This window comes from Cohnella ginsengisoli (assembly GCF_029525555.1).
Taxonomy (GTDB): Bacteria; Bacillota; Bacilli; order Paenibacillales; family Paenibacillaceae; genus Cohnella; species Cohnella ginsengisoli.
Map to the genome: position 1 here is coordinate 1,127,631 of NZ_JAPDHZ010000002.1, position 26,138 is coordinate 1,153,768.

The 26,138-nt window shown below is 57.4% G+C and carries 21 protein-coding genes and 4 pseudogenes; 1 reads left to right on the forward strand and 24 read right to left on the reverse strand.

What is annotated here, in order from left to right; genetic code table 11:
* Positions 1-2 precede the first annotated feature (2 nt).
* The 6 genes and pseudogenes from OMP38_RS34440 to OMP38_RS05565 all read right to left on the reverse strand — a co-directional run bounded on the left by OMP38_RS34440 (position 3) and on the right by OMP38_RS05565 (position 4,300).
* Positions 3-791 carry a helix-turn-helix transcriptional regulator gene (locus OMP38_RS34440; protein ID WP_338130473.1) on the reverse strand — a complete coding sequence of 263 codons (789 nt, stop codon included), beginning with the start codon at positions 789-791 and terminating at the stop codon, positions 3-5.
* Positions 771-1,055, reverse strand: a pseudogene (locus tag OMP38_RS05545) (DNA-binding response regulator); the annotation flags it as partial. The gene OMP38_RS34440 and the pseudogene OMP38_RS05545, both read right to left, overlap by 21 nt.
* Complete coding sequence (locus OMP38_RS05550; RefSeq protein ID WP_338130415.1) at positions 937-1,611, reverse strand: response regulator; 675 nt, start codon at positions 1,609-1,611, stop codon at positions 937-939. The gene OMP38_RS05550 and the pseudogene OMP38_RS05545, both read right to left, overlap by 119 nt.
* Positions 1,612-1,614: 3 nt before the next feature.
* Positions 1,615-2,640: a sensor histidine kinase gene (locus tag OMP38_RS05555; RefSeq protein WP_277564213.1), complete on the reverse strand. Its 1,026-nt coding sequence runs from the start codon at positions 2,638-2,640 to the stop codon at positions 1,615-1,617.
* 40 nt (positions 2,641-2,680) lie between these two features.
* Entirely contained in the window at positions 2,681-3,406 is a 726-nt protein-coding gene (locus tag OMP38_RS05560; RefSeq protein WP_277564214.1) for a hypothetical protein, read from the reverse strand.
* Positions 3,407-3,427: 21 nt separating this feature from the next.
* Positions 3,428-4,300 carry a helix-turn-helix transcriptional regulator gene (locus OMP38_RS05565; protein ID WP_277564215.1) on the reverse strand — a complete coding sequence of 291 codons (873 nt, stop codon included), beginning with the start codon at positions 4,298-4,300 and terminating at the stop codon, positions 3,428-3,430.
* A gap of 129 nt (positions 4,301-4,429) precedes the next feature.
* On the opposite strand from OMP38_RS05565, the pseudogene OMP38_RS05570 reads away from it, so the two are divergent.
* A pseudogene (locus OMP38_RS05570) lies at positions 4,430-5,969 on the forward strand (sulfatase family protein).
* A gap of 97 nt (positions 5,970-6,066) precedes the next feature.
* Here the strand turns inward: OMP38_RS05570 and OMP38_RS05575 are convergent.
* The 18 genes and pseudogenes from OMP38_RS05575 to OMP38_RS05655 form a co-directional block, all read right to left on the reverse strand.
* Positions 6,067-6,339, reverse strand: coding sequence for a hypothetical protein (locus OMP38_RS05575; RefSeq protein ID WP_277564216.1), 273 nt, complete (start codon positions 6,337-6,339; stop codon positions 6,067-6,069).
* Positions 6,340-6,503: 164 nt separating this feature from the next.
* Positions 6,504-7,961 (reverse strand): methyl-accepting chemotaxis protein, encoded by a 1,458-nt coding sequence (locus OMP38_RS05580; protein ID WP_277564217.1) that lies wholly within the window; start codon positions 7,959-7,961, stop codon positions 6,504-6,506.
* A 133-nt stretch (positions 7,962-8,094) separates the two neighbouring features.
* The gene (locus OMP38_RS05585; RefSeq protein WP_277564218.1) at positions 8,095-8,631 is read right to left on the reverse strand and encodes an RNA polymerase sigma factor; all 537 of its coding nucleotides are present in this window, start codon (positions 8,629-8,631) and stop codon (positions 8,095-8,097) included.
* Between the two features lie 83 nt (positions 8,632-8,714).
* Entirely contained in the window at positions 8,715-9,248 is a 534-nt protein-coding gene (locus tag OMP38_RS05590) for a 3D domain-containing protein (RefSeq protein ID WP_277564219.1), read from the reverse strand.
* 71 nt (positions 9,249-9,319) lie between these two features.
* Positions 9,320-11,261, reverse strand: a pseudogene (gene thrS / locus OMP38_RS05595) (threonine--tRNA ligase).
* 442 nt (positions 11,262-11,703) lie between these two features.
* Entirely contained in the window at positions 11,704-12,585 is an 882-nt protein-coding gene (locus OMP38_RS05600; protein ID WP_277564220.1) for a putative sporulation protein YtxC, read from the reverse strand.
* Positions 12,586-12,740: 155 nt separating this feature from the next.
* Positions 12,741-13,169 (reverse strand): DUF5605 domain-containing protein, encoded by a 429-nt coding sequence (locus OMP38_RS34445; RefSeq protein WP_338130416.1) that lies wholly within the window; start codon positions 13,167-13,169, stop codon positions 12,741-12,743.
* Positions 13,170-13,212: 43 nt separating this feature from the next.
* Complete coding sequence (locus tag OMP38_RS34450) at positions 13,213-14,259, reverse strand: DUF5060 domain-containing protein (protein WP_338130417.1); 1,047 nt, start codon at positions 14,257-14,259, stop codon at positions 13,213-13,215.
* Positions 14,260-14,536: 277 nt separating this feature from the next.
* Entirely contained in the window at positions 14,537-15,373 is an 837-nt protein-coding gene (locus tag OMP38_RS05610; RefSeq protein ID WP_277564221.1) for a carbohydrate ABC transporter permease, read from the reverse strand.
* Between the two features lie 23 nt (positions 15,374-15,396).
* Positions 15,397-16,272 (reverse strand): carbohydrate ABC transporter permease, encoded by an 876-nt coding sequence (locus OMP38_RS05615; protein ID WP_277564222.1) that lies wholly within the window; start codon positions 16,270-16,272, stop codon positions 15,397-15,399.
* A gap of 79 nt (positions 16,273-16,351) precedes the next feature.
* Positions 16,352-17,407: an ABC transporter substrate-binding protein gene (locus OMP38_RS05620; RefSeq protein ID WP_277565179.1), complete on the reverse strand. Its 1,056-nt coding sequence runs from the start codon at positions 17,405-17,407 to the stop codon at positions 16,352-16,354.
* A 518-nt stretch (positions 17,408-17,925) separates the two neighbouring features.
* Positions 17,926-19,086 (reverse strand): response regulator, encoded by a 1,161-nt coding sequence (locus OMP38_RS05625; protein ID WP_277564223.1) that lies wholly within the window; start codon positions 19,084-19,086, stop codon positions 17,926-17,928.
* Positions 19,058-20,407 (reverse strand): sensor histidine kinase, encoded by a 1,350-nt coding sequence (locus OMP38_RS34455; protein WP_338130474.1) that lies wholly within the window; start codon positions 20,405-20,407, stop codon positions 19,058-19,060. Before OMP38_RS34455 ends, OMP38_RS05625 begins: the two co-directional genes overlap by 29 nt.
* Entirely contained in the window at positions 20,301-20,876 is a 576-nt protein-coding gene (locus OMP38_RS05635; protein WP_277564224.1) for a hypothetical protein, read from the reverse strand. Before OMP38_RS05635 ends, OMP38_RS34455 begins: the two co-directional genes overlap by 107 nt.
* 162 nt (positions 20,877-21,038) lie before the next feature.
* Positions 21,039-22,176 (reverse strand): annotated as a pseudogene (gene mqnC / locus OMP38_RS05640) (cyclic dehypoxanthinyl futalosine synthase).
* A 114-nt stretch (positions 22,177-22,290) separates the two neighbouring features.
* The gene (locus tag OMP38_RS05645) at positions 22,291-23,514 is read right to left on the reverse strand and encodes an EAL domain-containing protein (RefSeq protein WP_277564225.1); all 1,224 of its coding nucleotides are present in this window, start codon (positions 23,512-23,514) and stop codon (positions 22,291-22,293) included.
* A gap of 283 nt (positions 23,515-23,797) precedes the next feature.
* The gene (locus tag OMP38_RS05650; RefSeq protein WP_277564226.1) at positions 23,798-24,967 is read right to left on the reverse strand and encodes a PLP-dependent transferase; all 1,170 of its coding nucleotides are present in this window, start codon (positions 24,965-24,967) and stop codon (positions 23,798-23,800) included.
* A complete protein-coding gene (locus OMP38_RS05655; RefSeq protein WP_277564227.1) occupies positions 24,964-26,130 on the reverse strand; it encodes a PLP-dependent transferase in 1,167 nt (388 codons plus the stop codon). The genes OMP38_RS05650 and OMP38_RS05655 overlap by 4 nt, the downstream gene beginning before the upstream one ends.
* Positions 26,131-26,138 lie beyond the last annotated feature (8 nt).

Genomic DNA, 26,138 nt, shown 5'->3' on the forward strand with positions numbered 1-26,138 from the left:
ACTTATTTGACGGTTCGGTCGCCGTTCAAATAGGCTTGCGGGGTTATGCCCTTCATTTCCTTGAACACCTTGAAAAAGTAATTGTAGTTGGCAAAGCCCGCCTGCGTGCTGATCTGTTTGATCGAATACCGGCCGCTCTCCAGCAGCTTGCAGCTGACGTCGATCCGCACCCGGTTCAAATATTCGGAAAACGTCGCATGCGTCTCCTCTTTGAATATCCGGCTTAAATAAGACGGATTGAGGCCGATCGCGCCGGCTGCCAGCTCCAATGTAATATAGCCTTGATACTTTTCGAGAATGAGCTCGATCGCCTGCGAGACATGACGGGAGTAAGGCCCGTTCGCGCGTTGGCTCTTCAGCAGCTTGAGCAATCCGGCATAGTAGGCTTGGAGCCACAGCTCCAGCGCGTTAAGCTCGGCGATTTTGCCGAGATCGGCGCGAGACGGCAGCGCACTCTCGATCGCTTCGGACGACAAAGTCGGCATCCACTTCTTGATGGCTTTGTCTCCGGTATGAAGAAGCTCGCTGACGATCATCTGAACGGTCTGGGAATGAACGGGCTGTCCGCGCACGGAAGAAAACACGGAGGCGAGCAGCTGGTGCATGCCTTCCTTGTCCAACCGTTCGATCGAGAGCAGAAGCTCCTTCTGCTCTTCGATCGTCAGCGAGACGCGCCCGTTGAACAAGCTTGGCCGTTCAGCGGTCGGCGAGGCGTCGAGCGCGCCTACCGCGGCGCCATAGCTGGCGGCGAACTGCGCCAGGCTGCCGCATGCATAACCGGGAGCGGCCATGCACTTGAGATTCAGCAATAACTCCAGCGCATGCTGAAGCTTCGCGATCGATCTCCCGACTTCGACGGCGACGGCATGCTCGCTTCGTTCCTTGAACGCGAACAGGACGATCAGGCGTCCGTCCTCCGCATAAGCCGCGATCCGCTCATGCGCGTCGCCGAGACTCTGCTGAATAATATCGACTGCCTGCTGCGCAAGCCGGTTCGTCTGCACGTCGCTGTAAGACTCCGTCAACAGCCTGAAGGACACGATCTGCACGGCCGCCGCCGCATAGGTGATCGCCCCGGGGAACAGTCCATGCCGATCTGCCGCGGACGCCAGATTCGATGCCGCCCCCGGCTTCCCCCCTCGCCAGGTCCGCGAGAGAATCGCGAACGTACGCATAGCTTTCTTGATCGTCGGCCCTTTCCCCGGCGGCGCTATTCCCGCGCTGCCGATCGTCCGTCGGCCGATTCTCGACCGCTTTGTTCAATATCGCCAGCAGCGACGTCTCGTCCAGCCGGTGCTTGAGCAAATAATCGACGGCGCCGTCCTTCAGGCATTCGCGCACGTAGTCGTAATCGTCGTAGCTGCTCAGCATGATCGTCCGCACGGACGGATGAGTTTCTTTGATTTTCCGATTGAGCTCCACGCCGTTCATCTCCGGCATGTTCACGTCGATAATCGCGACATGAGGCGCCGATCTTCCGATCGACGCTAGCGCCATGGCGCCGTTATGGGCTTCCCCGCACAATTCGAATCCTTCTTTATTCCAATCCAGCAGCGTCGTCAGGTGATGGCGCACTAATGGCTCGTCGTCTACAAGCAGCACTTGGAACACGGCTCAACGCTCCTCTTTCAATGATAGATCCGCTTGTCTAAGCAAGGGGAAACGAACTTCCGCCGTCGTGTACAGCCCCGGTTCGCTGTACAGCTTCACGCCGTAAGGCTCGCCGTACATCCGGTAGATCCGCTCATGTACGTTGCGCACGCCCATGCCGGAGAAGCGCGAAGGCTGCTCCGAGGCGTCCGGCTCTCCCAAGAGCATTTCCATGCGTTCCTTCGTCATGCCCTTGCCGTTGTCGGTCACTTCAATCTTGAGGTCTCCCTGTTCGGCATAGACGCGAATGAGCACGACGCCTCCGGTCGGACCGACGCCATGAACGATCGCGTTTTCCACCAGCGGCTGGATCATCAGCTTGAGTACCGGACACGCCAGCAATTCGTCGTCCTCGATTTGCGTTTGAAGCTTGATCGGCTCCATGAACTTGTATTTCTCGAGCGCGACGTAGCTGGCCACGTAGTCCAATTCCTCCCTTACCGAGAGAAATTCATTGGAGTTGCCCAGCACGCCCCGCATCAACTCGATCAATGCGCCCGACGCCTCTTCGATATTGGGCACCCCGTTGATCTTTGCCAAATATTTGATCGTGTTGAGCGAATTATAGAGAAAATGGGGCCTGATTTGCGCTTGCAGCGCGGTCAACTCCGCTTCGCGCTTCTTTTTCTCGCTGGTTCGGATATCTGCCATCAGCCGCTTCAGCTCCTCCACCATGTTGATAAAGACATGGTAGAGCTCGCCGATTTCGTCTTTGGTTTTGATCTCTGTTTTGGGAAAGGATAGGTTGCCGTCCTTGACCCGGGTCATCATCGACTTCAGACGCCTGATATGGATGGTCGTCCGGGAGGACATCTGAAGCGAGCCGATCAGAACGACGGCAAATACGATGACCGATACTTCAATCATCAGATTGCGGATTCTCGTTGACTCGCTGAGCAGAGAATCCATGGGGATCAGCGCCAGCGTCGTCCATCCCGTGTAGGAGGACGGACGGCGAACGACGATGTAAGATCTGCCGTCGATTTTCATTTCAACAGCATCTCCCGCCCCCGCGAATCGCCGCTTGACGCTAACCAAGGTTTCGTTCGATGGCGCGGAAGAAGCCGCAGACTCGGTCGCATAGACGAATTCGTCCCGCTCGTCCAGGACGTATATCAGACTGTCCGCAGTCGGCTTCACCGCATATGTTTTTTTTGATAAAGTCGTAATTCAGATCCACCATCACGACGCCGATCGCTTCGCGATTGTACCTGATCTCGCGCCCGACCGTGATGGCATCGGCTGTCCCCTTCGGCTTGAAATAAGCGTGACGGGAGCCGTTGCGAAGAATAAAGTCCATCGTCGGCGTCTCTAGGAAAGTGCGGTCGATCCAAGGACTGCCCGAGAAAAATACCTTCCCGTTCAGCCCCACGACGGCGATTCGCGAAATGTAAGGCTTATAGTCGATAAGTCCGGAGAGATATCCTGTGATCAGCTTCTGCTCCTGAAACCATTCATAGCTGATCTCGTCGCTCGGGCTCATGATCGTGTCGATGACGGCGTATTTGTTGGACACGACGACCGTGTTCAGCCGATCGATCTCCTGCAGCATAATATTGAGCGATTCGTCCGATTGACGGATGCTGTCGAGCACCGACGTAACCGCATTATGCTTGATCGTCTCGCGCATGTTCACGTAGACGATGCCTGTCACGGAAACGATGGATAGCAGCGTAACCAGGGCAAACGCGATAAAAATCTTTCCTTGTATGTTCAATCTGGGCGAGATCCGCCTTCGAATAGCCGCCAGCTTCATGGATCGCGTTCTCCTTTGCGGTCATCTTTCCGCGGACGGTTCGCGTCTCGTCGATCGAACGGACAGCGGAGGGACTTTATAATAGCCTTTGAACGCTCTCGTAAACGTGTACAAATTCGGGTAGCCCAGCGACAATGCAACTTCCGTAATCGTCGCGTCCGTTTCGGTCAGCAGAAGTCTGGCCTTTTCCATCCGTATCCTCTGAATGTACTTCATCGGCGGCATGCCGACTTGTTCGGCGAACACGTTGGAAAAGTAAGAGCGGTGCACGCCCGCGAATGCCGCCACCTGCTGCACGGAGATGCCCTCCGTCGCGTGAAGCTCGATAAAATCGAGGCATTCGCGAATCCATCCAGCATGCGCTTCGGGCGCCATCGGCGTCGTATCCAAGATCAGACCCGCGAACAGCTCGCAGACCAAGCCCTGCAGCGCCATGGCTTCGGCGGGCTTTCGGCGTTCGGCGGCGGCAAGCGCATCGATGACGCGCTCGGCCGACGCCTCGACGGTTGGCGTGACCGCCTGTTCCCGATAGGGCCGATCCGGCGTCACGGCAGCCAGCTCGAGCAGCGGCCCGACTCTTGCGCCGTCGAGCGCCAACCAGCTCATTCGAAGCGGCGCTTCGGAGGGCAGCCGGCGGTAATGGTACGTTCGTCCGGGGAACAAGCAGAACAAATCGCCTTTTTGCAGCTCCGCCCATTTCCCCGCCCACTCGATTCTAACTTTGCCCTCGGATACAAAATGAAGGCTGTGACACTCGATCCGCTTCGGCCCGACCTCGTATGAAGGCTTGGCGATGCTGCGTCCCGCCCGGACCGGCCATAGCTGGCTTTGTTTATCCACTCTGCCGGGCGTATAGTAGATGAATTGAGCATACTCGTATTCGTACTCCTGCATCGTCCCCGCCTGCTCCTTCCATCGATTCCTTTTCTGACCAAGAGATAACAAAATGACAACAAAATCTAACGTACAGCTATTTATAAAACGCTACCAATTAACTAATATCATACTAGGAGGGGATCATCCTTGTCGAGAAGACCTAACATTTTGCTAATTACAAGCGATCAGCAGCACTGGCATACGATCGGCGCTCGCAATCCCGAAATATCGACGCCCAACCTGGACCGCCTCGTTCGCGAGGGCACGACCTTCGACAGGGCTTATTGCCCGAATCCGACTTGCACGCCAAGCCGGGCATCGATCCTCACCGGCATGTACCCAAGCCAGCACGGCGCATGGACGCTCGGCACGAAGCTATTGGAGGATAGGCACACCGTAGCCGAGGACTTCGCGGAAGCGGGCTACCGAACCGCATTGATCGGCAAAGCGCATTTTCAACCGCTGAAGTCGACCGCCGAATACGAATCGCTCGAATCTTATCCGCGCCTTCAGGACCTGGACTACTGGCGGAAATTCGACAAACGGTTTTACGGCTTCGACCATGTCGAGCTGGCTCGCAACCATACGAACGAAGCTCACGTCGGGCAGCATTATGCGCTGTGGCTGGAGGAGCGGGGCTGCGACAATTGGAGGGATTATTTTCTGGCGCCGACCGGAACGATGGATCCTGAGGCGACGTACAAATGGCCGATCCCGGAAAAATATCATTACAATACGTGGATCGCGGAGCGCGCCAATGCGATGATGGCGGATTATAAAGAATCCGACGAACCTTTTTTCCTTTGGGCCAGCTTCTTCGATCCGCATCCCGAATATTTGGCGCCTGAACCTTGGGATACGATGTACGACCCGGACAAGCTGACGATACCTGCGCTCGTTCCGGGCGAGCACGACCGCAATCCGCCGCACTTCGGACTCACGCAAGCGGAAGATCCCGACTTCTCGCACCTTGTCGAGACCGGATACGGCATCCATGGCTATCGTTCGCATCTTTATTACGAATACGGCTCGAAGTTCAAACTGACGGCGTACGACAAAAAAAAGCTGGTCGCCGTTTACTACGGCATGATCAGCCTCATGGACAAATATATCGGCCGAATTCTCGATCGGCTGGACGAGCTTGGCTTGGCCGAAGACACCCTGGTCGTCTTTACGACGGATCACGGCCACTTTTTCGGTCAGCACGGCCTGCAGGCGAAAGGCGGATTCCATTACGAAGATCTGATCAAACTCCCCTTTATCGTCCGTTATCCAGGCCGCGTGCCCGCGGGGCGCAGCTCGGATGCCATTCAATCCTTGGTCGATCTCGCGCCGACCTTCTTGTCCTTCTGCGGCATTCCGATACCGCACTCGATGACGGGCGTCGATCAAAAAAGAGACATGGCTCGGCAACCGTTCCGGTGCGCGGGATCACGCGATCTGCGAATTTCGCCACGAACCGACGACGATCCACCAGAAGACATACGTGAACGAGCGGTACAAAATTACCGTTTATTACAATCAAACCTATGGCGAGATTTTCGATTTGCAGGAGGATCCGGGCGAGCTGCGCAATCTGTGGGACGAGCCGGCAGCGGAGCGGTTAAAGACGGAGCTTCTGATGAAATATATTTGGGCCGAGCTTGGCAAGGAGCCGCTGCCGATGCCCAGGATACATCACGCCTGACAGCAAGACCCTGACAGCAAAACAAAGAAGCTTTTCCGATCGCGACCCGCAGGTCGTCGGAAAAGCTTCTTTGATGTCGCGCATGCCGCTCGAATGCTTATTCTTCTATATATTCGCCGTTCTGCTTCATCGTCTCGTAGCGTGCGATCTCCTCGCGCAGCTTCCTGGCCTTTTCAAGCGGCTTTTTGACGTAGTGGATGTATTCGACCGCGGCGTGATGATCCGGCTTTTTGCCGCTCAGAAATTTGCGCAGCGCCGACATCGTTCGATAGGCCTGCTCTTCCTTCTGGACCCGGCGCTCGTAGCGCTGAACCATCTGCTCGATCTCCGCCACTTCCTCGAGCCGCTTTTGAATGAGAGCGTCCAGCAACGAATGCACCTCCGCGTGCCGAGCCGGTGCGGCGGACCTCGATACAGCTTGCACAATCGGCTTTGTCATGAAATATCACCTGTCTATTCTTGTGAAGATTCATCACACGTAAGCCAATTGTATCGGAAATTCGCCATCATGAGAACCCTTATGTCAGCTATTTTTTAGGAAGAGATGACAATATCGATGCCGATTACGCCGATCGGACGGCCATCCGCTCCCTGCAGCGGCGTCGACACCGTCACGCAGGGCTTTTTCGTGATCGCGGACAGGTAAACTTCCGATACGAAAATCTCGCCCCCCATTGCCTTTTTCCACCACTCCCTGCTGCGCGCGTTGAGCAGACCCGCGACCGGCTCGGAAAAGATAAAGGAGCCGTCCGCCCGGTTGGACCAGATCGCTTCCGCGCCTGCCGTCTGCGCCAGCCACCCCGACAGCACCTTGCGGTGAATGTCCTCGTCCAGCCCGCCCAGCGCCGGGTCGGCCGCCATGGTCGTCAAAAATTGCATCCAACGTTCTTTTTCCGCGAGTCCGGTATCCGCCCACACCTTGCCTCCGGCCTGCTGGACAGCCCCGATCAGCTCTTCCGCCGCCGTCTTGAGCTCCGTCGATACCCTGCCGAGCTTGGCCGTTTCCGCCCGCTGCTTGAAATTCTGGGCAAGCGTATCGTCGATGCTCGCCATCATCTGATTGACGTTGTCGACGACATCCTTCAGCATCGCATTGGCCGCGGAAGTCCGGTCCGCCTGCTCGGCCGCAGCGGTCAGCGTCTTGTCGACCTGTCCGTCCACTTTAAGGATATGATTGTAGATCGCATCCATCCGGTCGCGATTGACCTTCATCTCGCTCAGCCCTCGCGAGACCGACTGCTTTTCCTCGGCCACCGATGCGACGACCTGCCGGATGCCCGCCTCGATGTCTCGAACGATGCCCGTCGAGCGCTTGACCGCGACGCTGCTCTGCTCGGCGAGCTTGCGGATCTCCTGGGCGACGACGGTAAACCCGCTGCCGTATTCGCCCGCATGCGCAGCCTCGATGGCCGCGTTCAGCGCCAGCAAGGACGTCTGCGACACGATTTCCTGGATCAATTCGTTCATCTGCGTAATTTTGGAGGCTTCGGCGATGAGTCCGCTCACGCGCTCCTCCATCGTGCCGTGATGCGCCGCGAGATCGTTCATGACTTCGTCGGTATGCAGCATCGATCTGCACACGTCGATGACGACGTCCCTGGCCTCCTGGCTCTGGCGGCTCATGCTTTGGGCGTTCGAGCGGATCTCCTCCGAAGCCGCCGCTACCTCTTGCAGCGCGGAAAACGCTTCGTCCAGCCGTCCTGCCGCCACCTTGCTCTGCTGCCGCAGCCGGTCTTCTTGAACGGCAGACCGGTCCGCGATCGCCTCCAGCTGCCCGACGCTCGAATCCACCTCGCCGACAGCGGCCTGAAGCCGATCGGAGATGACGACCGCTTCGCCCACCATCGTCCGCAGCTTATCTTGGTCCGCGCCGTGCGCCGTACCGATCGGTCCCGCCGTCGCGGCGGAAGCCGTACCTGACGCCATCCCCGACGCGGCCCTCTTCGAATCGGCTCCGTCCGTTCTCCTGAACCATCTCCGCCATTCGGCCATTGCGAATCGCCCCCGACTTCTATCGACATTTTCTACATCGATCGACATAATGTAATAATTGCTAACATTATATCTGTCCGGAAGGCAAAATAAAAGAGGAACCTCTCGGTTCCTCTCGCTTATATGCGAATCGCTATAAATCCATGGCTCCTGCGCCCCCGGCTTCGGCCTTCAATCTTGCCTTTCCCCGGTGGATACGGGCTTTGACGGTCCCGACCGGCACCTGCAGGGCAGCCGCGATCTCGTCGTCCTTGAACCCGTAATAAAACTTGTAAAGCAACAGCGTTCGCGTCGCCGGCTCCAGCCGTCCGAGGATGTCGGTCAACTCCGCCATCGTCTCCGGCTCGCTTTGCCTCGCGGATCCGGATTCGGCGGCCGCATAAGCTTCGCTCAGCTCGCTGACGGGCTTGACGCGCCTGGCGCGGTTGGCGTTCAGCGCCAAATTGGCGGCGATCGTCTTCGCCCACGGGATGATCTTGTTGCTCTCACGGAGCGTGTCCCGCTTTTCCAAGATTCTAACCCACGCTTCCTGGACCACGTCGGTCGCGTCGCTCTTGTGATGAAGCCTGTGACGGGCCACCCGCAGCATCTCCCGATACAGCTCGTTCAGAAGTTCATCCTCAATAGCGGATTGTTCGCGACTTCCGATTTCTCCGCGGGAGTTCGTCATGCCTCAATGTCACTCCTTAGGCCTTTTGATCCTCATCTCCTTTATTTTAACATATGGATTCCGATCGTAATATCATAAATATACTAAGAATCGAATTTTTTGTCGGACAAGTCCTGGCCCGCCACGGCGACCTCGTTCATCTCGTCCAGCATCGTCTCCGTCACCCTGCCGTTTCCTCGGCGAATGACCTTGACCTCGACCTGTTTTTTTCCCCATTCCTTGAACACTTGCCGGGTCGACGGGAAATAGAGGTCGATGCGTCTCCCCTTGATCCGTGAGCCGGTGTCCGCGACGCAGCCGTAGCCGTATCCCGGAATGTACAGAAGCGTGCCCAAAGGAAATACGCGCGTATCGGCCGCAATGGTCGATACCTTGCTGCGCCTCACTTTGACGCCCGAAAAAGTCACGCCGTATTGCGGGTGCCCCGGACGTTTGCCCGTCGATTCCACGCCCGCCGTATAGCCGGTCGCCAGGACGGAGACGGTTGCGGGATAAGTTCCCTCGCGTTGCTCTTCCGCGTTCGTTTCCGCGCCGGCCCGCGGGATGTCGGGCGCGGTCCATGCGGCGGAGACGACAAGAAGCGCCATGGCCGATCTGAAAAAAAAGCTTGCGGGCATCGGTAACATTCCTCCTAGAGGGAGAATGTCCAAAGCCCGCAAGCTTTATGCGTCGTGACCTAACGCCTATTTTAGTCGGTGCGTTTGCTGTCGATGTCGCCTCTGATGCGCGCGATGAACGCGTCGATCGGCTCCGCGCCGATATCGCCTTCGCCGCGGCGGCGGACCGAAACGGTGCCGGCGGCGGATTCGTTCTCGCCTACGACGAGCATGTAAGGTACCTTCTCAAGCTGCGCCTCGCGGATTTTGTAGCCGAGCTTCTCGTTGCGCAGGTCCGCTACGACACGAACGCCGGATTCGCGAATCTTGTCTTCGAGCTCGCGCGCGTATCCCTCGAACGCTTGGCTGACGGGCAGGATCTTGGCTTGCACCGGGCACAGCCAGACCGGCAGCGCGCCGGCGAAGTTCTCCAGCAGGAAAGCGGTCATGCGCTCCATCGTGCTGATGATGCCGCGGTGGATGACGACCGGGCGATGCTTTTTGCCGTCGTCGCCGACGTACTCGAGCTCGAAGCGCTCAGGCAAGAGCACGTCGATCTGCGCGGTGGAGAGCGTCTCTTCCTTGCCGAGCGCCGTCTTCACCTGCACGTCCAGCTTCGGTCCATAGAATGCCGCTTCGCCTTCTGCCTCGAAGTAAGGCAGGCCGAGCTCGTCGACCACCTCGCGGAGCATGCGCTGCGTCGTTTCCCACATGTGGTCGTCCGGCCAATACTTTTCCTTGTCCGCCGGATCCCGGTAGGACAGCCGGAAGCGGTATTCCTTCAGCCCGAAGTCCTCGTAGACGCGCTGGATCAGCTGCACGACGCGCTTGAACTCCTCCTTTATCTGGTCGAGACGGCAGAAAATGTGCGAATCGTTGAGCGTCATCGCGCGCACGCGGTGCAAGCCGGTCAACGCGCCGGACATCTCGTAGCGGTGCATCGTGCCGAGCTCGGCGATCCGGATCGGCAGATCGCGGTAGCTGCGCATCTCGCTCTTGTAGACCATCATGTGATGCGGGCAGTTCATCGGGCGCAGGACAAGCTCCTCGTTGTCCATCTGCATCGGCGGGAACATGTCCTCCTGATAGTGCTCCCAGTGACCCGAGATTTTATAAAGCTCGACGTTCGCGAGCACCGGCGTGTATACGTGCTGATAGCCAAGCTTCTCCTCCAGGTCGACGATATAACGCTCGAGCATCTGGCGAACCTTGGCGCCGTTTGGCAGCCACAGCGGCAGGCCTTGGCCCACTTCGCGGGAGAAGGTGAACATGCCCAGCTCTTTGCCGAGCTTGCGGTGGTCGCGCTTCTTCGCTTCTTCGAGGAAATGGAGATGCTCGTCGAGCTGCGCCTTTTTGGCGAAGGCGGTGCCGTAGATGCGCTGCAGCATCTTGTTCTTGCTGTCGCCGCGCCAGTATGCGCCCGCCACGCTCAGCAGCTTGAAGGACTTGATGCGGCCGGTCGACGGCAAATGCGGTCCGCGGCATAGATCGAAAAATTCCCCCTTGGTCGTAGATCGTGATCTCCGCCTCTTCCGGCAGGCCGCTGATCAGATCGAGCTTGAGCGGGTCGCCCAGCTCGGTGTAGATCCGGAGCGCTTCTTCGCGGCTGACGACGCGCCGGACGATCGGCAAGTCTTCCTTGACGATTTTCTCCATCTCGGCTTCGATCTTCGCCAGGTCCTCCGGCGTGATCGACTGCTCCATGTCGATATCGTAGTAGAAGCCGTCCTCGATCACCGGACCGATGCCGAGCTTCACCGCCGTATCGCCGTAGATGCGCTTGATCGCCTGAGCCATGAGGTGAGCGGTACTGTGGCGCATCACTTCGACGCCGTCGGCGGAGTCGAGCGTCACGATCTCGACTTTGGCGTCCGGCGCCAGCTCGGCGTTCAGGTCGACGACCTTGCCGTTCAGCTTGCCGGCAACGGCGTTTTTCTTCAGTCCCGGGCTGATCGAGCCCGCGACGTCGGCGATATTGGAGCCGTCCTCGTATTCGCGGACCGCTCCGTCGGGCAGTTTGATTTGTACAGTCATTGCGATGGCCTCCTCGGCAGCGTGGAATTGGTATTTGGGGACAAAGCAACGCAAAAAAAGCGCCCGTCCCCGGTAAGGGACGAGCGCCTGTGTATGGCGTCCGTGGTTCCACCCTCGTTCAACCGCCGCGCCTGCCGCTCAAGGCGGAGTACGGGCGATTCTCTAGGCATGAGTAACGGTCATGACCCGGCAATACTTAATGGCGATGCAGGCTTAGCCGCTTGCGTTCGTTCACTTACGAAGCATGCGGGAATGCCCTTCGCGTTCGGCACTGCGGCTCGAAAGGGGTCGACGCTTGCCGTTGCCGGAAGGAACTTGCAGCCAAGGTTCCTCTCTCTGGACCGTCCGTTGCAGCGCCGCTGTCTTTCTCACAGCCGATACGTTGCATTATACCTGTATACAGCCGCGTGCGTCAAGCCGCATCTCGCCTAGAGCGACCGCTTCAGCGCGGCATCGGATGGTCGCAGATCGCAGCTCGCTCGCCGAAAATGCCCATCAGCGTCCGCACGACCTGCGCATCCGGTTCGTCGGTATGGATGTATAGCCGTCTGGGGCTCGCAGCGAGCAGTCTGGTGACCAGCAAGCTCTCGCGATCCTGCTGATCGGACGCCGCTTGCAGGATCGGCTCGGTGGCGGGTTCGTCCTGCAGCGGGCGCATTTTCTCGTCGAGCAGCGTCGGTCCTTGGCCACCGCCGTGCAGCACGTGAATGGCCGGCAGACCGGTCTCCTGCCCTTTCACCATCGACTGGAGCAGGCGCATGAACTCTTGATACTGGCGGTCCATCAGCATTTCTTCGACCGCCGTTTCCGCCGCTTCCCGAAGTTCTTCCGCGTGCTCGCGCATGCGAAACCGCATGTAGCCGTCCAAATGAACCGAGCCGTTCCGCCACAGATAATCGCCGAGCTTCGCAGCGATCTTGACCAGTCGTCGCTTCCTGCCATCGCCGGCGACGGCCTCCGAACCGCCGGTATCGCCATCCGGCAGTTCGCCGTTCAACAGAACGATCGCTTCCCGCATTCCCGTCTTGATTTCCTTCGTGTCGCGCGTATTCAGCCTGCGCTGCATGAATCGCTCGAGCGTCTGCGGCTCCTTGACCGACAGCACGAATTCCGCCAGCACCATGCCGACTTTGTCGCAAAACTCCCTTTGTCCCGCCGAGATATCCAGCTTGCACACGATCGCGTCGCCGCGTTCGGCAAGGCGCCAAGGGCCTTGTCCCGCGCTGTCGGCCAGCCCCTCGAACGCATCGTTCAACATGCGCTGCAGCTTGCCCCGAATCTCAAGGTTCCCGTACACCCTGACCGCCCACTGCTCCCTATCCATCGGCTCACCCCCGGCTTCCTGTTCTTAAGCTATATGGTGACCGGATTCGGGATATACGATCGCTCGTCGCTTGTGGTATATTTTATGAACTGACGGGCGGTAAAATGCGGAATTTGGAGCAAGGGATTTAGGGCAGTCTCAGGGGCAAGCGAAGATCATTCCTCCTTTCGCGTCATCCTTACCGCCATGTACGGGCGGCCCGGCAGTTCAATTCTGAACGTTCCTTCGTAAGCGCGATCCAGTCTGCATACGGTCATATTCCACGTATCGATGATGTCCACCCAATATTGGATACCCGGGCGGTGCCTGAACTCCCGAAACTTCGGCTGATTAAATCCGAAATAATACAAATAATATAGGCCGTCCACGCCTGCACGCGGCACATCCCAATCGGAAGGAAGCGGGTTTAACCCTTCGGCAGGGCCTTCTTCCATTATTTTTCTCAGGAAGCCAATGCGTTCCGGGCTGGTTCCGCGCAATTCGCCGCCTTTGGACCACCATAAAGTTTGTTCTGGATTCAAATACGTTTCGCCATGTCCGACATAGCCGCCCCGAATCGCGCCCTCCCAAAATCGCCTTGCCATTTCCTCTCCCGTAATGTTGCCCCAGCCCTGATCGATGTCCCCTTCATACGCGCATTCGTCGATAACGACCGGCTTCCCCCCATCTTTCGCGCCATTCGTTGGTCGATTCGGCCGTTTTATAGACGTCCACCCGCTGGAGGCTGCAATGCGTGACCCAGGGCTTGGAGAAATCGTAAAAGGCCATGCAATTGTGATTGGAAATCAGGTGACCGAACGGATCGTTTTCTTTGACCATGCGCGCAAAGCGTTCCCAATCGTCTTCCGTTTTCGCCCACATCAGATCGTACTCGTTAGCCAGGGACCACCAGACGTTCCGGTAAGCCGCAAGCCGCGCGACGATATAACGCAAGTACCGGTCGTCTGTCGCCCGGTCCATCTCCGCATATCCCCATCGATCGTAAGGATGGAACAAAATGAGATCGGCTTCGATTCCGAGCTTGCCGAGATCGGCGACTCTCGTCTCCAGATGGCGGAAAAAATCGGGATTAAATCGTTCAAAATCCCACGCTCCGTCGGATGTTCGCTGGAACGCCTCAAGCGCCGGCTCGTTTACATTGTACAAATAAGATTTAGGGAACACGCACATTCGAATTTTATTGAACGGGGATCGAGCCAGCGATTGCAGCGTCTGCTCTTCCAGCTCTTGACCCTGGTGCGTCCAGGCATAACTCGTCGTACCGACCGGCACGTAAGGCGTACCGTCCTCGTAGCCAAAATGAAAGCGATTCTTTACCCGAACCGGTCCGTGATTTCCTTCCGTCGCCCCGACGCAAACGAACCGCCCCTCGATTCCGTCGAGAGAACGGGCATTGCTGCAGGTGCTGAAGCGCCATTCTCCCTTGGTGTCCGGCATGAATCGAATACGGTAGACGCCGTCCCCGTCGTAAAATCCAGGCATATGAATCTTGCGGCTGCCGATGCAAAATTGGGCGCCAAGCTCGACATCGACGTAGGGGTTTCCGTGGCCGGGACCTCGGAGCTCGACCTCCCATACGTCCCATAGACCGATTTGTCCGGAACTGGTGGCGCTTGCCGATGCTGCTATTACGCTTCCAAGCTCGTAGCTTGGAGGGGGGAGCGGCATGCCCATCGTTGGACCATACAGGTACGCCGTCCGGTACGGAGGCTAGCTCCGAGAGGATGCCCATTAACCAGGCTTCCTCCTCAACGGCTTGCGTATAGCCAGGATAATCCGACAATTTTAGATTTTTGTACAGAAATGAGAGATGCGGCTGCGCTTCGATTTCCGGTATATATTTGAGGATAACGGGTCGAGCCGCGGGATTGCCCCACAGCACCCCGACTTTGGTTTGAGCGCTTACGTTCATTTGTTGGATTCCTCCATTAAACTAGTCTGCCGGCCGCGCTTAGCCTTTGACGGAACCGGCAAGTCCGGATACAAAATACTTCTGGAACAACAGATAGACGAGGAGGGAGGGCAAGATGGAGATCAATACGCCGGCATTCATGAGCGTATAATCGGTGGCATGCTCGCCGCGGAAGGACATCAACCCGGTCGTAATCGTCTTCATCGCGTCTTTTGTAATAAAGATTTGCGCAAGCAAAAACTCATTCCACGTCGCCATAAAATCAAAAATGACGAGCGTCGCGATCGCCGGCATGGAAAGAGGCAGTATAATCCGGAAAAACGTGCCAAGCTCGCCGCATCCGTCTATCAAGGCCGCTTCGTCGATCTCCTTCGGAATCGTACGGAAAAATCCGCGAAGAATCAAAATGCCGAAAGGAATGCCAAAGCCGATATAAACGAGGAAGATGCCGGGGTAGGTGCTGACCAAATGCGTTTTGTTCAAAAAGATGTTCAGCGGCACTAATGTCGCCTGCATCGGGATCATCATCCCGACGAGAAAAAAGGCAAACATCGCATTGCTCCGCTTAAAAACCATCCGAGTCAGGGCGAAAGCCGCAAACGCTTCGACAAAAATGCCGAGGGGAACCTTGACCAGGCAAATGAACAGCGTATTTTGGGTATACATGCCCAAATGGCCTAGCTCCCATGCTTTTTGAAAGTTTCCCCACTGGATGTCCTTCGGAAATGCATAAAAGCGCGAGGTCGCCAATTCAGGCCGGGATTTAAGCGCGGTAAAAGCGACAAAAACGACGGGTATCAAAAACGCTGCGGCAATGACGATCAGGAACAGATAGCGAACCGCATTGGCCGCGGGGTGAAGACGTTGCCCATCCAATACCGCTCACCTGCTTTCTTCTATTACACATGCGATTTTTTGGTCGTATAGAACACATAAGGGATGATCACGACCATCGTAACCATGACGAGGAAAAAGGAAATGGCCGAGCCTGTCCCGATGTTGGCGAATTTAAAGGTTTGATAATACATCCAGGAAGAGAGCACCTGCGTGCTTTCGGCCGGTCCGCCTCCCGTCATGCCATAGATAATGTCGTATACTTTCATCGAGCCGATCATTGTCGTAGCGAAGACGATCACGAACGTTTCGCGGAGCAGCGGCAGCGTAATATACCGGAAGCGCTGATGACTTTTCGCGCCATCGATAATCGCCGCCTCGTAGGGGTCTGCAGGTATCGTTTGCAGCCCCGCCAGGAACAGCACCATCGGCTGGCCTACGCCCTGCCACAAAGCGGCTATAAAGACAGCGGGTAATGCCGTTTTCGGCTCGGCTAACCAAGCATGTGTCCAACTTTCCAGTCCAATCGACGCCAGCAGCTTGTTGACGAAGCCGTTTGTCGGATTGTACATCCATGACCATCCTGTCGCGACGACGATGCCGGAGAGCAGAAAGGGAAAATAAAAGATGCCCCGGAAAGCGACACGGCCTTTTAATTTACGATTCAGGAGCAAGGCAAGGGCAAATCCGAATCCCATAATAAAAACAAGAGAAGCGATCGTCCACAGCAAGTTGTTTTTAAGCGCGAGCTGGAACACATTGTCCTTCGTGAGCAATTGAATATAATTGGACAAGCCGACAAACGTCTTCTGCGGCGAGACGCCATTCCAGTTGAAGAAGCTCAAATAAAAGGTATAAATCGATGGAACGAAGATGACAATCAGATAGATGATGAGTGCCGGGGCCAGAAAGAGCCACGGTTTCCATGCACGCTGGGCCACGAGCGCAGCTCCTTTCCGCGTTGCCGGACGGCCCTTCAGGAATGGCCGCCCGGTGCTTGCTTGCTTTTTTTTGCAATCGTTATTTCTTTCTGCTCTTATACGTCTGCGCGGCCTTCTCCATCTCCTCGGCCGCCTGCGCCGGCGTCCATTCCTTAAGGGCAACCTTGTCCTGCGCTTCGAACAGCTTTTGCACGACCTCTTGCGGAAGCGCTTGGTCGGTGATCAGGAAGCCGCCCGCCTTGGCGGAGTCGAGCAAGGCGCTCACGTGAGGCGTCGCGTCCGATACCGGCGCATTTAACGTTGCCGGGGTGCCGTGACCGTTTTTCGTAATATAATCGGCTATGAACTCGCCCAGGCGTACCGCCGCGTCCTGCTTGGCCGGATCGGACTCCCCGTTGATCTGGAACATCTCGGCGAATACGGAAGCCCGCTGCGGCGTTTGCTCGGTCGGGAATGAGAAAACGTCGAACTTCGAATTGTCGAACCCTTCGGCGGTAATCGTACCGTCGAACCATGTGCCCTCGTTGATCATGCCCGCTTGCTCCTGGTAGATCAACGCTTCGGCCTCCGTCGGATCGACCATCGAGTAGCCTTTCGGAAAATAGCCTTTGTCGGTATATTCCTTCAGTTTCTCAAATGTCTTGACGACGGCCGGATCGTTCCAGCTCGCGTCGAGCGCGTTCAGCTTGTCGTGCAGCTGCGGTCCTGCGAAATGCTCCAGGAGCTGCTCGGTCAGACGCATCGTATGCCAGCCGCCTTTGCTTCCGAAAGCGAGCGGCGTGACACCGCTGTCCTTCAGCTTTTGAAGCTGGGATTCGAATTCTGCAAACGTCGTCGGCGCTTTCAATCCCGCCTTATCGTAGACGCTCTTCGGATACCACATGCCCATCACGTTCAAGTGAATCGGAACGCCGGAAATTTTGCCGTTATACGTCACCATATCGAGTGCCGCTTTGTTGTATTTGGCCGACCAATTTTGATCCGCCGCGATTTGCGTCAGATCCTTCGTCATGCCGTTGTCCGCATAAAAGGAGCCGAGCGTGCCGCCCCAAGTAAACCACATATCGGGGAGCGTCCGGGCGCTCGCGGCCACCTTCAGCGCTTCCTTGATCGGATCGGTCTCGTACTGCGTCAGTTCGACCTCGACGTTCTGGTTTTCTTTTTTTAAAGTCTTCGATAGCCGGCTTCATCCAATCCCAGCCGTTATTCAGCGACCAGATCGAGATGGTCACCTTGCTGGCCGCCGATGCGTCCTGTCCGGCTGCCTTATTCCCATCTTTGCTGCTTCCGCAGCCGGCCACCGTCAATACGATGACCATCATGGCGATCCACGACCAAGACCGTGCTTTCATTCCAGCTACCCCCCGTTGAATGTTGATGCTTTTAAAAGCGTCCGATTCGACTTGTCATCGAATAATGTAATTGTAAGTTCGGCTTGTTCATTTGAGTATGAGGGGAATCTGCGATTTCATTTGATTATTTTCCATTTTCGAGGCCTCTATCTCCGATGCGTCGCCGCGGCAATAGACGATTCATGCGCTTTCGTATCTTTTTTTATCGGACCCTCTCTTCCGCCGCAAGACGCCGAATGCAAGAAGACCGGCCAGATTCGTTCTGTCCGGTCTTCGGTCGTTTCCCAGCTCGCCGTCGCTTTTACTGGTTGCGGTATTCCAGAGGCGTGATCCCTTTCCGTTCTTTGAACAGCTTGCTAAAATAATGCGGATTGGCATACCCGACCTCGGCGGCGATATCGTAAACTTTGCGGTTGGTGCTTCTCAGCAGTTTTTGCGCATAATCGAGCTTGTTTCGCGTGATGTAATCGATAAAGGTTTCTCCTACCTGCTGCTGGAATATACGGCTCAAATGACCCGGACTGACTACGATGGCTTCCGCCACTTTGGATAAGCCGATATCCTCCAGCAAGTGCTCGTCGATAAAGGCCTTCGCGCGCCGAACGATCTGGTTGTCGCTTTGCTCGTTCACCGGCAGGCGGAGAAGCGCCTCCATATACGCATCCGGCAGTTCTTCCGTATTCGCATGCGTGTCGCTGGAGGCGTAGATGAGCGCTGCGTTCAGATATTCCAGCACCTTGCGGCGGACGGCATCCAAATACTTCGTCTTATCCGCATGGCCGCTCTTGGCGGTATCCGGCGCGATCCAGATCACTTCGCGGTAGCTGCGATGGAATACGACGCCGCCCCAATCTTTCCCGACGTAGTCTTCAATGAGATGCCGGATGGACTGAAACCTCAGATGATCGGAATCGGTGTCCGATACGGCGTCGTCGCGTCTGCGAAACACGGTCAGCCAATACCCCGAAGCCAAGAGCGATTGCTCGGGCAGCCTTGCGTCCGCAGGAAATGTAAATCGATCCAGCAGTTGCAACAGATAGGCGTCTCTGTCTTCCGCAGCGAAAACGGCGCTCCTTTCCAACGTTTCCTCGAGCCTGCCGACAACTTTCCGCAGCGTCGCTCCGATCTCGTTTTCATCCATTGTAGGCTTGTGAAGATAGTCAGCCGCGCCGATCCTCAACGCTTCCTTGACGTACGAGAAGGTGTCGTAGCTGCTCAAAATGATAACCGGAATCTCAGGCCGACGCTCCTTGATTCGCTTGGATAATTCGAGTCCGTCCAGCCCTGGCATTCGGATATCCGTCATGACGATATGGATGTCGTCCTGGTCCAGAAGGCTCCATGCCTCCTCTCCGCTTGAAGCTTCGGCCTTCCAGACGATACCCAGACTGTCCCAATCCACCATGTAGCGCAGCCCCATTCGCACGATGGGCTCATCGTCCACCACCAGAAGATTCCACATCGTCCTCTTCCTCCTCCTTCTTTACTTTTTTGTAGGGCATCGTCATCCGCATGATCGTCCAGCCTTCCTGCCGCAGAACGGTCAGGCCGTAGGCCGGACCGAACCGAAGCTGAATACGGTCCCGAACGTTGCGCAGGCCGATTCGTGCGGAACGGTCGCCTCCCTCCTCGTGATCCGCCAGGAGACGGTACATATCGGCGGGCCCCGCTCCGTCATCCGCGATGTCAATGACAAGCGTTCTGCCTCCGGCTTCGAGCGTCGCGGATACGACAACGTTCAGTTTGCGATCCAGCCCTTTCGCGCCATGAAAGATCGCATTTTCCAAAATCGGCTGCAGCAGCATCGGCGGAACGGCTGCGTCTATTCCTTTCTGATCGATTCGCCATTGAAGCTCGAAGACGTTCGTATACCGAAGATCCATCAAAAATGCGTATTCCCGCAGAAGCCGGATCTCTTCCTCGAGCGTCACAAGCTCGCTATCGAGCTTCATATTCGCTTGAAGCAATTTATTCAACGCCTGGATCAGCTTCGCGATCTGGGTCGATTGCTGGAGAATAGCCAGCATGCGGATCGAGTTGAGCGTATTGTAAAGGAAATGAGGCTGAATTCTGGCTTTTAAGGCGTACAGCTCGGCATGTCGCTTCTGCCGTTCCTTCTCCTCGACGGAATGCAGAAGCTCGCCGATTCTGAAAATCATTCTGCCGTAGCTCGACTCCAGCCTGCCGATCTCGTCCTTCCGCTCCATCACGGCCGGAATCGTAAAGTCCCCTTTCTCAACCGCGCGCATCGACCGGATCATGCGGTAGACTGGTTGGGACAACGATCTGGCCAGCAGCCACGATAGCCCTGCGGCGCCGAATACCAAGGCAACGACGATGCCCAGGGTAAAATTGCGGATCGACCGGCTCCCCTTCAGCATTTCATTACGGTTGACGCCCAGGTATACGGTCCAGCCCGAATAGGCGCTCTTCTCGTATACGCCGCTGTATGCGGCGTCCCCGCTGACGGGCGAGCGATTCATTTCCCAGATTCCCTTGTCGCGATCCGATGAGGCGGCCAATTGTCGACTGGCCAGCTCTTCATCGGACGCATACACAAGCTGTCCGTTACGATCGACGACGGTCACCTGCACGGTTGGAAGGTCCAGCGACCGGACGAGCTTCGGAATGAAATCGGGCGAAATAAAAATGGCGATAATCGCCAAAGGCGCGTAGTTATCGTCCATAATGAGCCGCGACCCGATGACTGCCGAAAAAGGCTTCCCTTCGAACTGATTGATCTTCTCGACACCCGTGATGACGAAGCCGCCTTTCTTTTTCATCACGTCGCCGTACCAAGAATCTTGTCTCATGTCGACCGCCGGGTTCAGTCTGAACGAACCGTTGATCCGATACCCGTTCGTCGATCCGTTCATTCCGTAAATCATGAGACCCTGAATCGAAGAGTTGATCGATGGATACGCGCTCATCATTCTCGCCATCGTTTTTTTGAGCCTCGATCCGGGCGGTGCCGACCTGCTCGGAATGGCTGTCCGTTTTGTTGAGGAAGGAGAAGATGTCCGGCAAATAATAGGGAAGCATCGAAAATCGGTCAAAATCCCCAATTTGCCTGTCGATGGAGGTGTTAAGCTGCGAAAGAATGACGCTTAGATCCTGCTCGGTCTGACGATGGAACATGACGGATGACTTTTGGTAAGCGACGATGCCCAGCAAAAGCACCGGTATGCTGCTGAATAAGGTGAACAGCACGAAAAGCTTCGTTCGGAAACGAACATTTTTGAGGGATGACATGGATGTTCCTCTCTCACGCAGTAAGTATACCTTTACGCTACATTACGCCACGTAGAAACCGCTGTCAATTTGGGAAGTTTGGGGAGGGTAAAGCAAAAACGCTTATCCAACCGAAGCCCGTTCAGGGTCGTCGTTAGACAAGCGTTGATATAGCCATACGTATCAGTTCTGCATAATAAAGTCCCGCGTCACACTCTCGTCCTCGTTGTACACCTTCAAAATCTCGTACCGCGTATTCCGCTGCGCTGGGATTTTTCCTGCCTCGCGGATCAGCTTCAGGATGAGTTCGATGTTGACTTTATGCGTGGTGCCTGCGGCCGAGACGACGTTTTCTTCCATCATCGTGCTGCCGAAATCGTTGCAGCCGTAAGTGAGCGACAGCTTGCCGATCTCCGGCCCCATCGTGACCCAGGACGACTGGAAGTTGTCGATATTGTCGAGCGCGATGCGGCTGATCGCCAGCGTCTTCAGATACTCTTCCGGCGTCGCCTTCTCGCGCTTCATGTTCGTATTGTCCGGCTGGAACGTCCACGGGATAAACGCCAGGAAGCCCTTGGACGGATAGCCGTTGTTCAGGCATTCGTCCTGCGCTTCGCGCACCCGCAGCAGATGCAGCGCCCGCTCCTCCATCGATTCGCCGAAGCCGATAACCATCGTCGCGGTCGTATTCATGCCGATCTTGTGCGCGGTCGTCATGACGTCCATCCAATCGCGCCAGGAGCCCTTCAGCCGGCTGATCTTCTTGCGCGTGCGATCGTCCAGGATCTCCGCGCCGCCGCCGGGCAGCGAGTCGAGTCCAGCTTCGTGGATCTGCCGGATGACCTCTTCGAGCGACAAGCCGTCCGAGACGTCCTTCATCTTGTGAATCTCCGCGGGGGAGAACGAGTGCATGGTGATATCGGGGGAAGCGCGCCTTGATCTTGCGCAGCAAGTCCAGGTAATAGCCGAACTTCAGGTTCGGGTTCGTGCCGCCCTGCATCAAAATCTCGGTGCCGCCGACGTCGACCGTCTCTTGAATCTTTTGCAAAATCAATTCGTCCGGCAGCACGTAGCCCTCGTTGGAGCCCGGCGCGCGATAGAAAGCGCAAAAACGGCAATATACGTCGCAAATATTCGTATAATTCACGTTGCGGCCGACTACGAACGTCGTGATCGGGTCCGGGTGGCGGCGCAGCATCAGCTCGTTCGCCGCCGCCCCCATTTTCTCGATCTCGTCCGATTCGAACAGCTTGACGACATCTTCCAATTCCAAGCGCTGGCCTTGCAGCGCGCGTGATAGTATTCCATCCACCGCACTCATCGTTCAAGCCTCCTTCATTATGCCTATATTCTAACGCTGTTCGCCGTCCTTGTCATGCATTTCTTTGTGAAATAAATCACGATTAATGCCGAATAAAAAAGGTGCTTCCCCTCATCAGGAAGCAACCAAGCCGCGCCGAACCTGTATCCGTTCCTTCATTTCTTGGAAAATCCCGCGCTCATGCTCGTGCAAAAGCGGATTCGGGCGCGCGAAATAATAGCCTTGCCCCATGCTCACGTTCAGCCGGAAAAGCACGTCGGCCTCTTCCTCGCGCTCGACGCCTTCGGCCACGACGTCGCTGTTCATCTCTTCGGCGGCGGTCACGATCGCGCGCAGCAGACTCTCCTTGACCTTGTACCGGTCCACGAACTGGATGACCGAACGATCGATCTTGATCAGCTCCGGCATCAGCTCGCCGATCCACTGCAGGCTCGAGTAGCCGGATCCTGCATCGTCGATCGCGAAGCGGTAACCCTTCTCGCGGAACCGGTCCAAGATCCGGGCCATCTCCGCAAGATCGTGGATCTCGTGGCGCTCGGTGATCTCGAGCACGATCTGTCCGGGAGACAGCGACGGATGACGCTCCAGGCATTGCTCCAGATGCGCCATGAACAACGGATGCGCCAAGGTCACCGGCGTGACGTTCAGAAAGACGGGCTCGCAAATGCGCCGGCTCGCGATCTCGTCCAGGGCATGCCTAATCACGATAAATTCAAGCTTGCTGAGCAGCTTGCTCTGACCCGCAAAGCGGAATAGCTCGTCCGGCATATGGAACACGCTCGCGGCAGGACCGCGCGTCAGGATCTCCCAGCCGTACACGTCGCCGCTCCTGAGGTCCATGATCGGCTGCGCCAGCACAGAGATCCGGCCCTCGGCCAGAATCTCGTCAAGCTGTCTGCGCGCTTCGATCACCTGCGGCGTGACCGCTCCCGTGGCGAGCGCCAGCGCGAAGTCGAACGTCTCCTTGAGCACCGCCGCCGCGTTCGGGTCGGACGCCCACGAAGCGCACGATACGGGCACGTACGTGCCCGTCAACTGCCATTGCTCCGCGGCTTCGGGCATGACGGCTGCCGTGCCGCCTTCGAAGGCGTGTCGCAGCAGCTCCAGCTTGCGGAACAGCGCGACGGGCACGAACGACTCGTCCGGATCCTGCGGCGCGCTGACGAGCACGACGTAATCCTGCGGACCGTACTGGTCCATGCCGATCAGCTCGCGCGAACCGAACTGTTCGCGGGCGAGCATCGTGAGCTGCTTCCGGCTGACGGCGGACAGTCTTTTTTCTTCCTCTCGGCTATGCTGCCGATGCTCGGGATCGGATTTGCTCTCCCAGCGGTACAAGGCTAAAAAAGCAGGCTTCTCCGCGACCGAGACGCCGCTTTAGAAGAGATAGGATCGGCCGTCGGATCGTAAAATCCGGCGGGAAGGCATTCAACCGGCCATTCGGGAGAAATGCCTTGGCAATCGTCTTAAATCTCTCAAGCAGCATCGTCGCGGTCACGTCCTCGCCTGCCTTGTCTTGTCGAATGTCGAATATTGTTATTTTAGCACGAATCGGAAGGCTCGGAAAGGCGAATTATGGAAACCTAATACGAACGGACCAGGCCGTCGCAATGCGCTTTAATCAGGCCTCCAGCGCCTGCGTCAGATCGCGGATCAAATCGTCGATATCCTCCAGTCCGACCGAATACCGCACGAGTCCGTCGGTAATGCCTCGCGCCGCTCTTACTTCCGCAGGCATCGCGGCATGGGACATCATGGCCGGATAGGACAGGATGCTCTCGACCGCTCCGAGGCTGACCGCCACGATCGGAATGCGTACCTTGCCGAGCAGCCTCCGCGCCTTCTCCCCGCTCCCCGCATCGAAGGAGACGACGGCGCCGTACCCTTGCGATTGCCGTTCGTGAATTTCTTTGCCCGGATGGCCGTCCAGTCCCGGGTAATAGACGCGCGCCACGCCCGGATGCTCGCTCAGCCATTGCGCCAGCTTGCGCGCGCTGCGCTCGCTCGCTTCCATGCGTACCTGCAGCGTCTTCATGCCGCGCATGAGCAGCCAGCTCTCCTGCGTGCCGAGCACCGTCCCCAAGCCGTTCTGCAGCGCCTTGACCCGCCGGCCGAGCGCTTCGTCGGCCGTGACGATCAAGCCCGCGAGCACGTCGCTGTGGCCGCCCAAAAACTTGGTCGCGCTATGTATTACCAGATCGACGCCAAGCTCGATCGGACGCTGGTGGTAAGGCGTCATGAACGTATTGTCGAGCATCGTGAGCAGCTCCTGCTCCTTGGCCCAAGCGGCGATCCGCCTGATGTCGGTGATCTTGAGCGTCGGGTTGGACGGCGTCTCCATGAACAACGCCTTCGTGTTCGGCCTGCGCGCCGCGACGACTTGCTCGAAGTCCGTCATGTCGACGAAGGTCGATTCGATCGCCAGCCGGTTCAGCACGGTCGTCAACAGCCGGTAAGTGCCGCCATATACATCCTCCGTGACGATGACGTGGTCGCCCGCCGAGAGGAGCAGAAAGGCGGTCGAGATCGCGGACATGCCGGAGGAGAACGCGAATCCGCGCGTTCCGCCTTCGAGCAGCGCGATGTAAGATTCCAGCGCTTCTCGGGTCGGATTGCCCGAGCGGCTGTAGTCGTGCTTCGGCGGCTGTTCCAGATCGAAGTGATGGAACGTCGACGCCTGGTAGATCGGCACGCTCGAGGCGCCCGTCGCTTCGTCGATCTCCGCGCCGAAGTGGATCAGCTTGGTCGCGAATTCGCGGTCGCCCGCGTGCCGGTCGTTCGGATGCGTCACGCGCGTTCGCCCCCGATCTCCGCGCCGGCGGCCTCGATCGCTTGTCCCAAATCTTCGATCAGGTCGTCGATATGCTCGATGCCGACGGAGAATCGCAGCAGGCGGTCGTCCACGCCGACCTTGCGGCGGATCTCCTCGGGAATGTCGGCATGCGTCTGCACGGCCGGGTAAGTCAGCAGCGACTCGACGCCGCCCAGGCTCTCCGCGAACGCGATCAGGCGCAAATGGCGCAAAATCGGCTCGACCGTACGGGCGTCCTTCATTCGGAAGGAGAAGATGCCCGTGCTGCCCGAAGCCTGCCGCTTCTGAACGTCGTGTCCCGGATGCCCCGGCAGCGCGGGATGGTATACCTGCTCGACGGCCGGGTGTTCGGACAGCCACTGCGCCAGCTTGACGGAGTTGAACTCGTGACGCTCCATCCGCAAGGCCAGCGTCTTCATGCCCCGCATCAGCAGCCAGGAATCCTGCGGACCGAGCACCGCGCCGATGGAGTTGTGGAGGAATGCCATCTCGTCGGACAATGCCCGTCCCTTCGTGACGATCAATCCCGCGAGCACGTCGTTGTGGCCGCCCAAGTACTTCGTGGCGCTATGAACGACGATGTCGGCGCCGAGCTCGATCGGACGCTGGAGATACGGCGTGAGCAGCGTATTGTCGACGATCGTCAGCAGTCCGTGCGCTTTGGCCCAGGACGCGACCGCTGCGATGTCCGTGATCATCATGAGCGGATTGGTCGGCGTCTCGATCAACACGGCGCGGGTCGCCGGCGTGCGAAGCGATTCGAGCGCATCGAGGTCGTTCGTGTCCACGTACGACGCGGTCACGCCGAAGCGGGACATGATCTTCTCCAGCAGGCGGTAAGTCCCGCCGTACAAATCGAGCGAGACGATCAGATGGTCGCCTTGCTTGAAAAGGGCAAAGATCGTCTGGAGCGCGGCCATGCCGGAGCTGCAGGCGAATCCGCGGTCCCCGCTCTCGAGCTGCGCGGCCGCTTCCTCGAGGACGGCTCTCGTCGGGCTTTTCGTGCGGGCATAGTCGAAGCCCGTGCTCTGGCCGAGCTTGGGATGGCGGAATGCGGTCGCCTGGTAGACCGGAAAGCTCACGGCGCCGGTCGCGGGATCCTCCTGCGAACCGATCTGGGCAAGGCGGCTTTCGATTTTCATGAATGAGA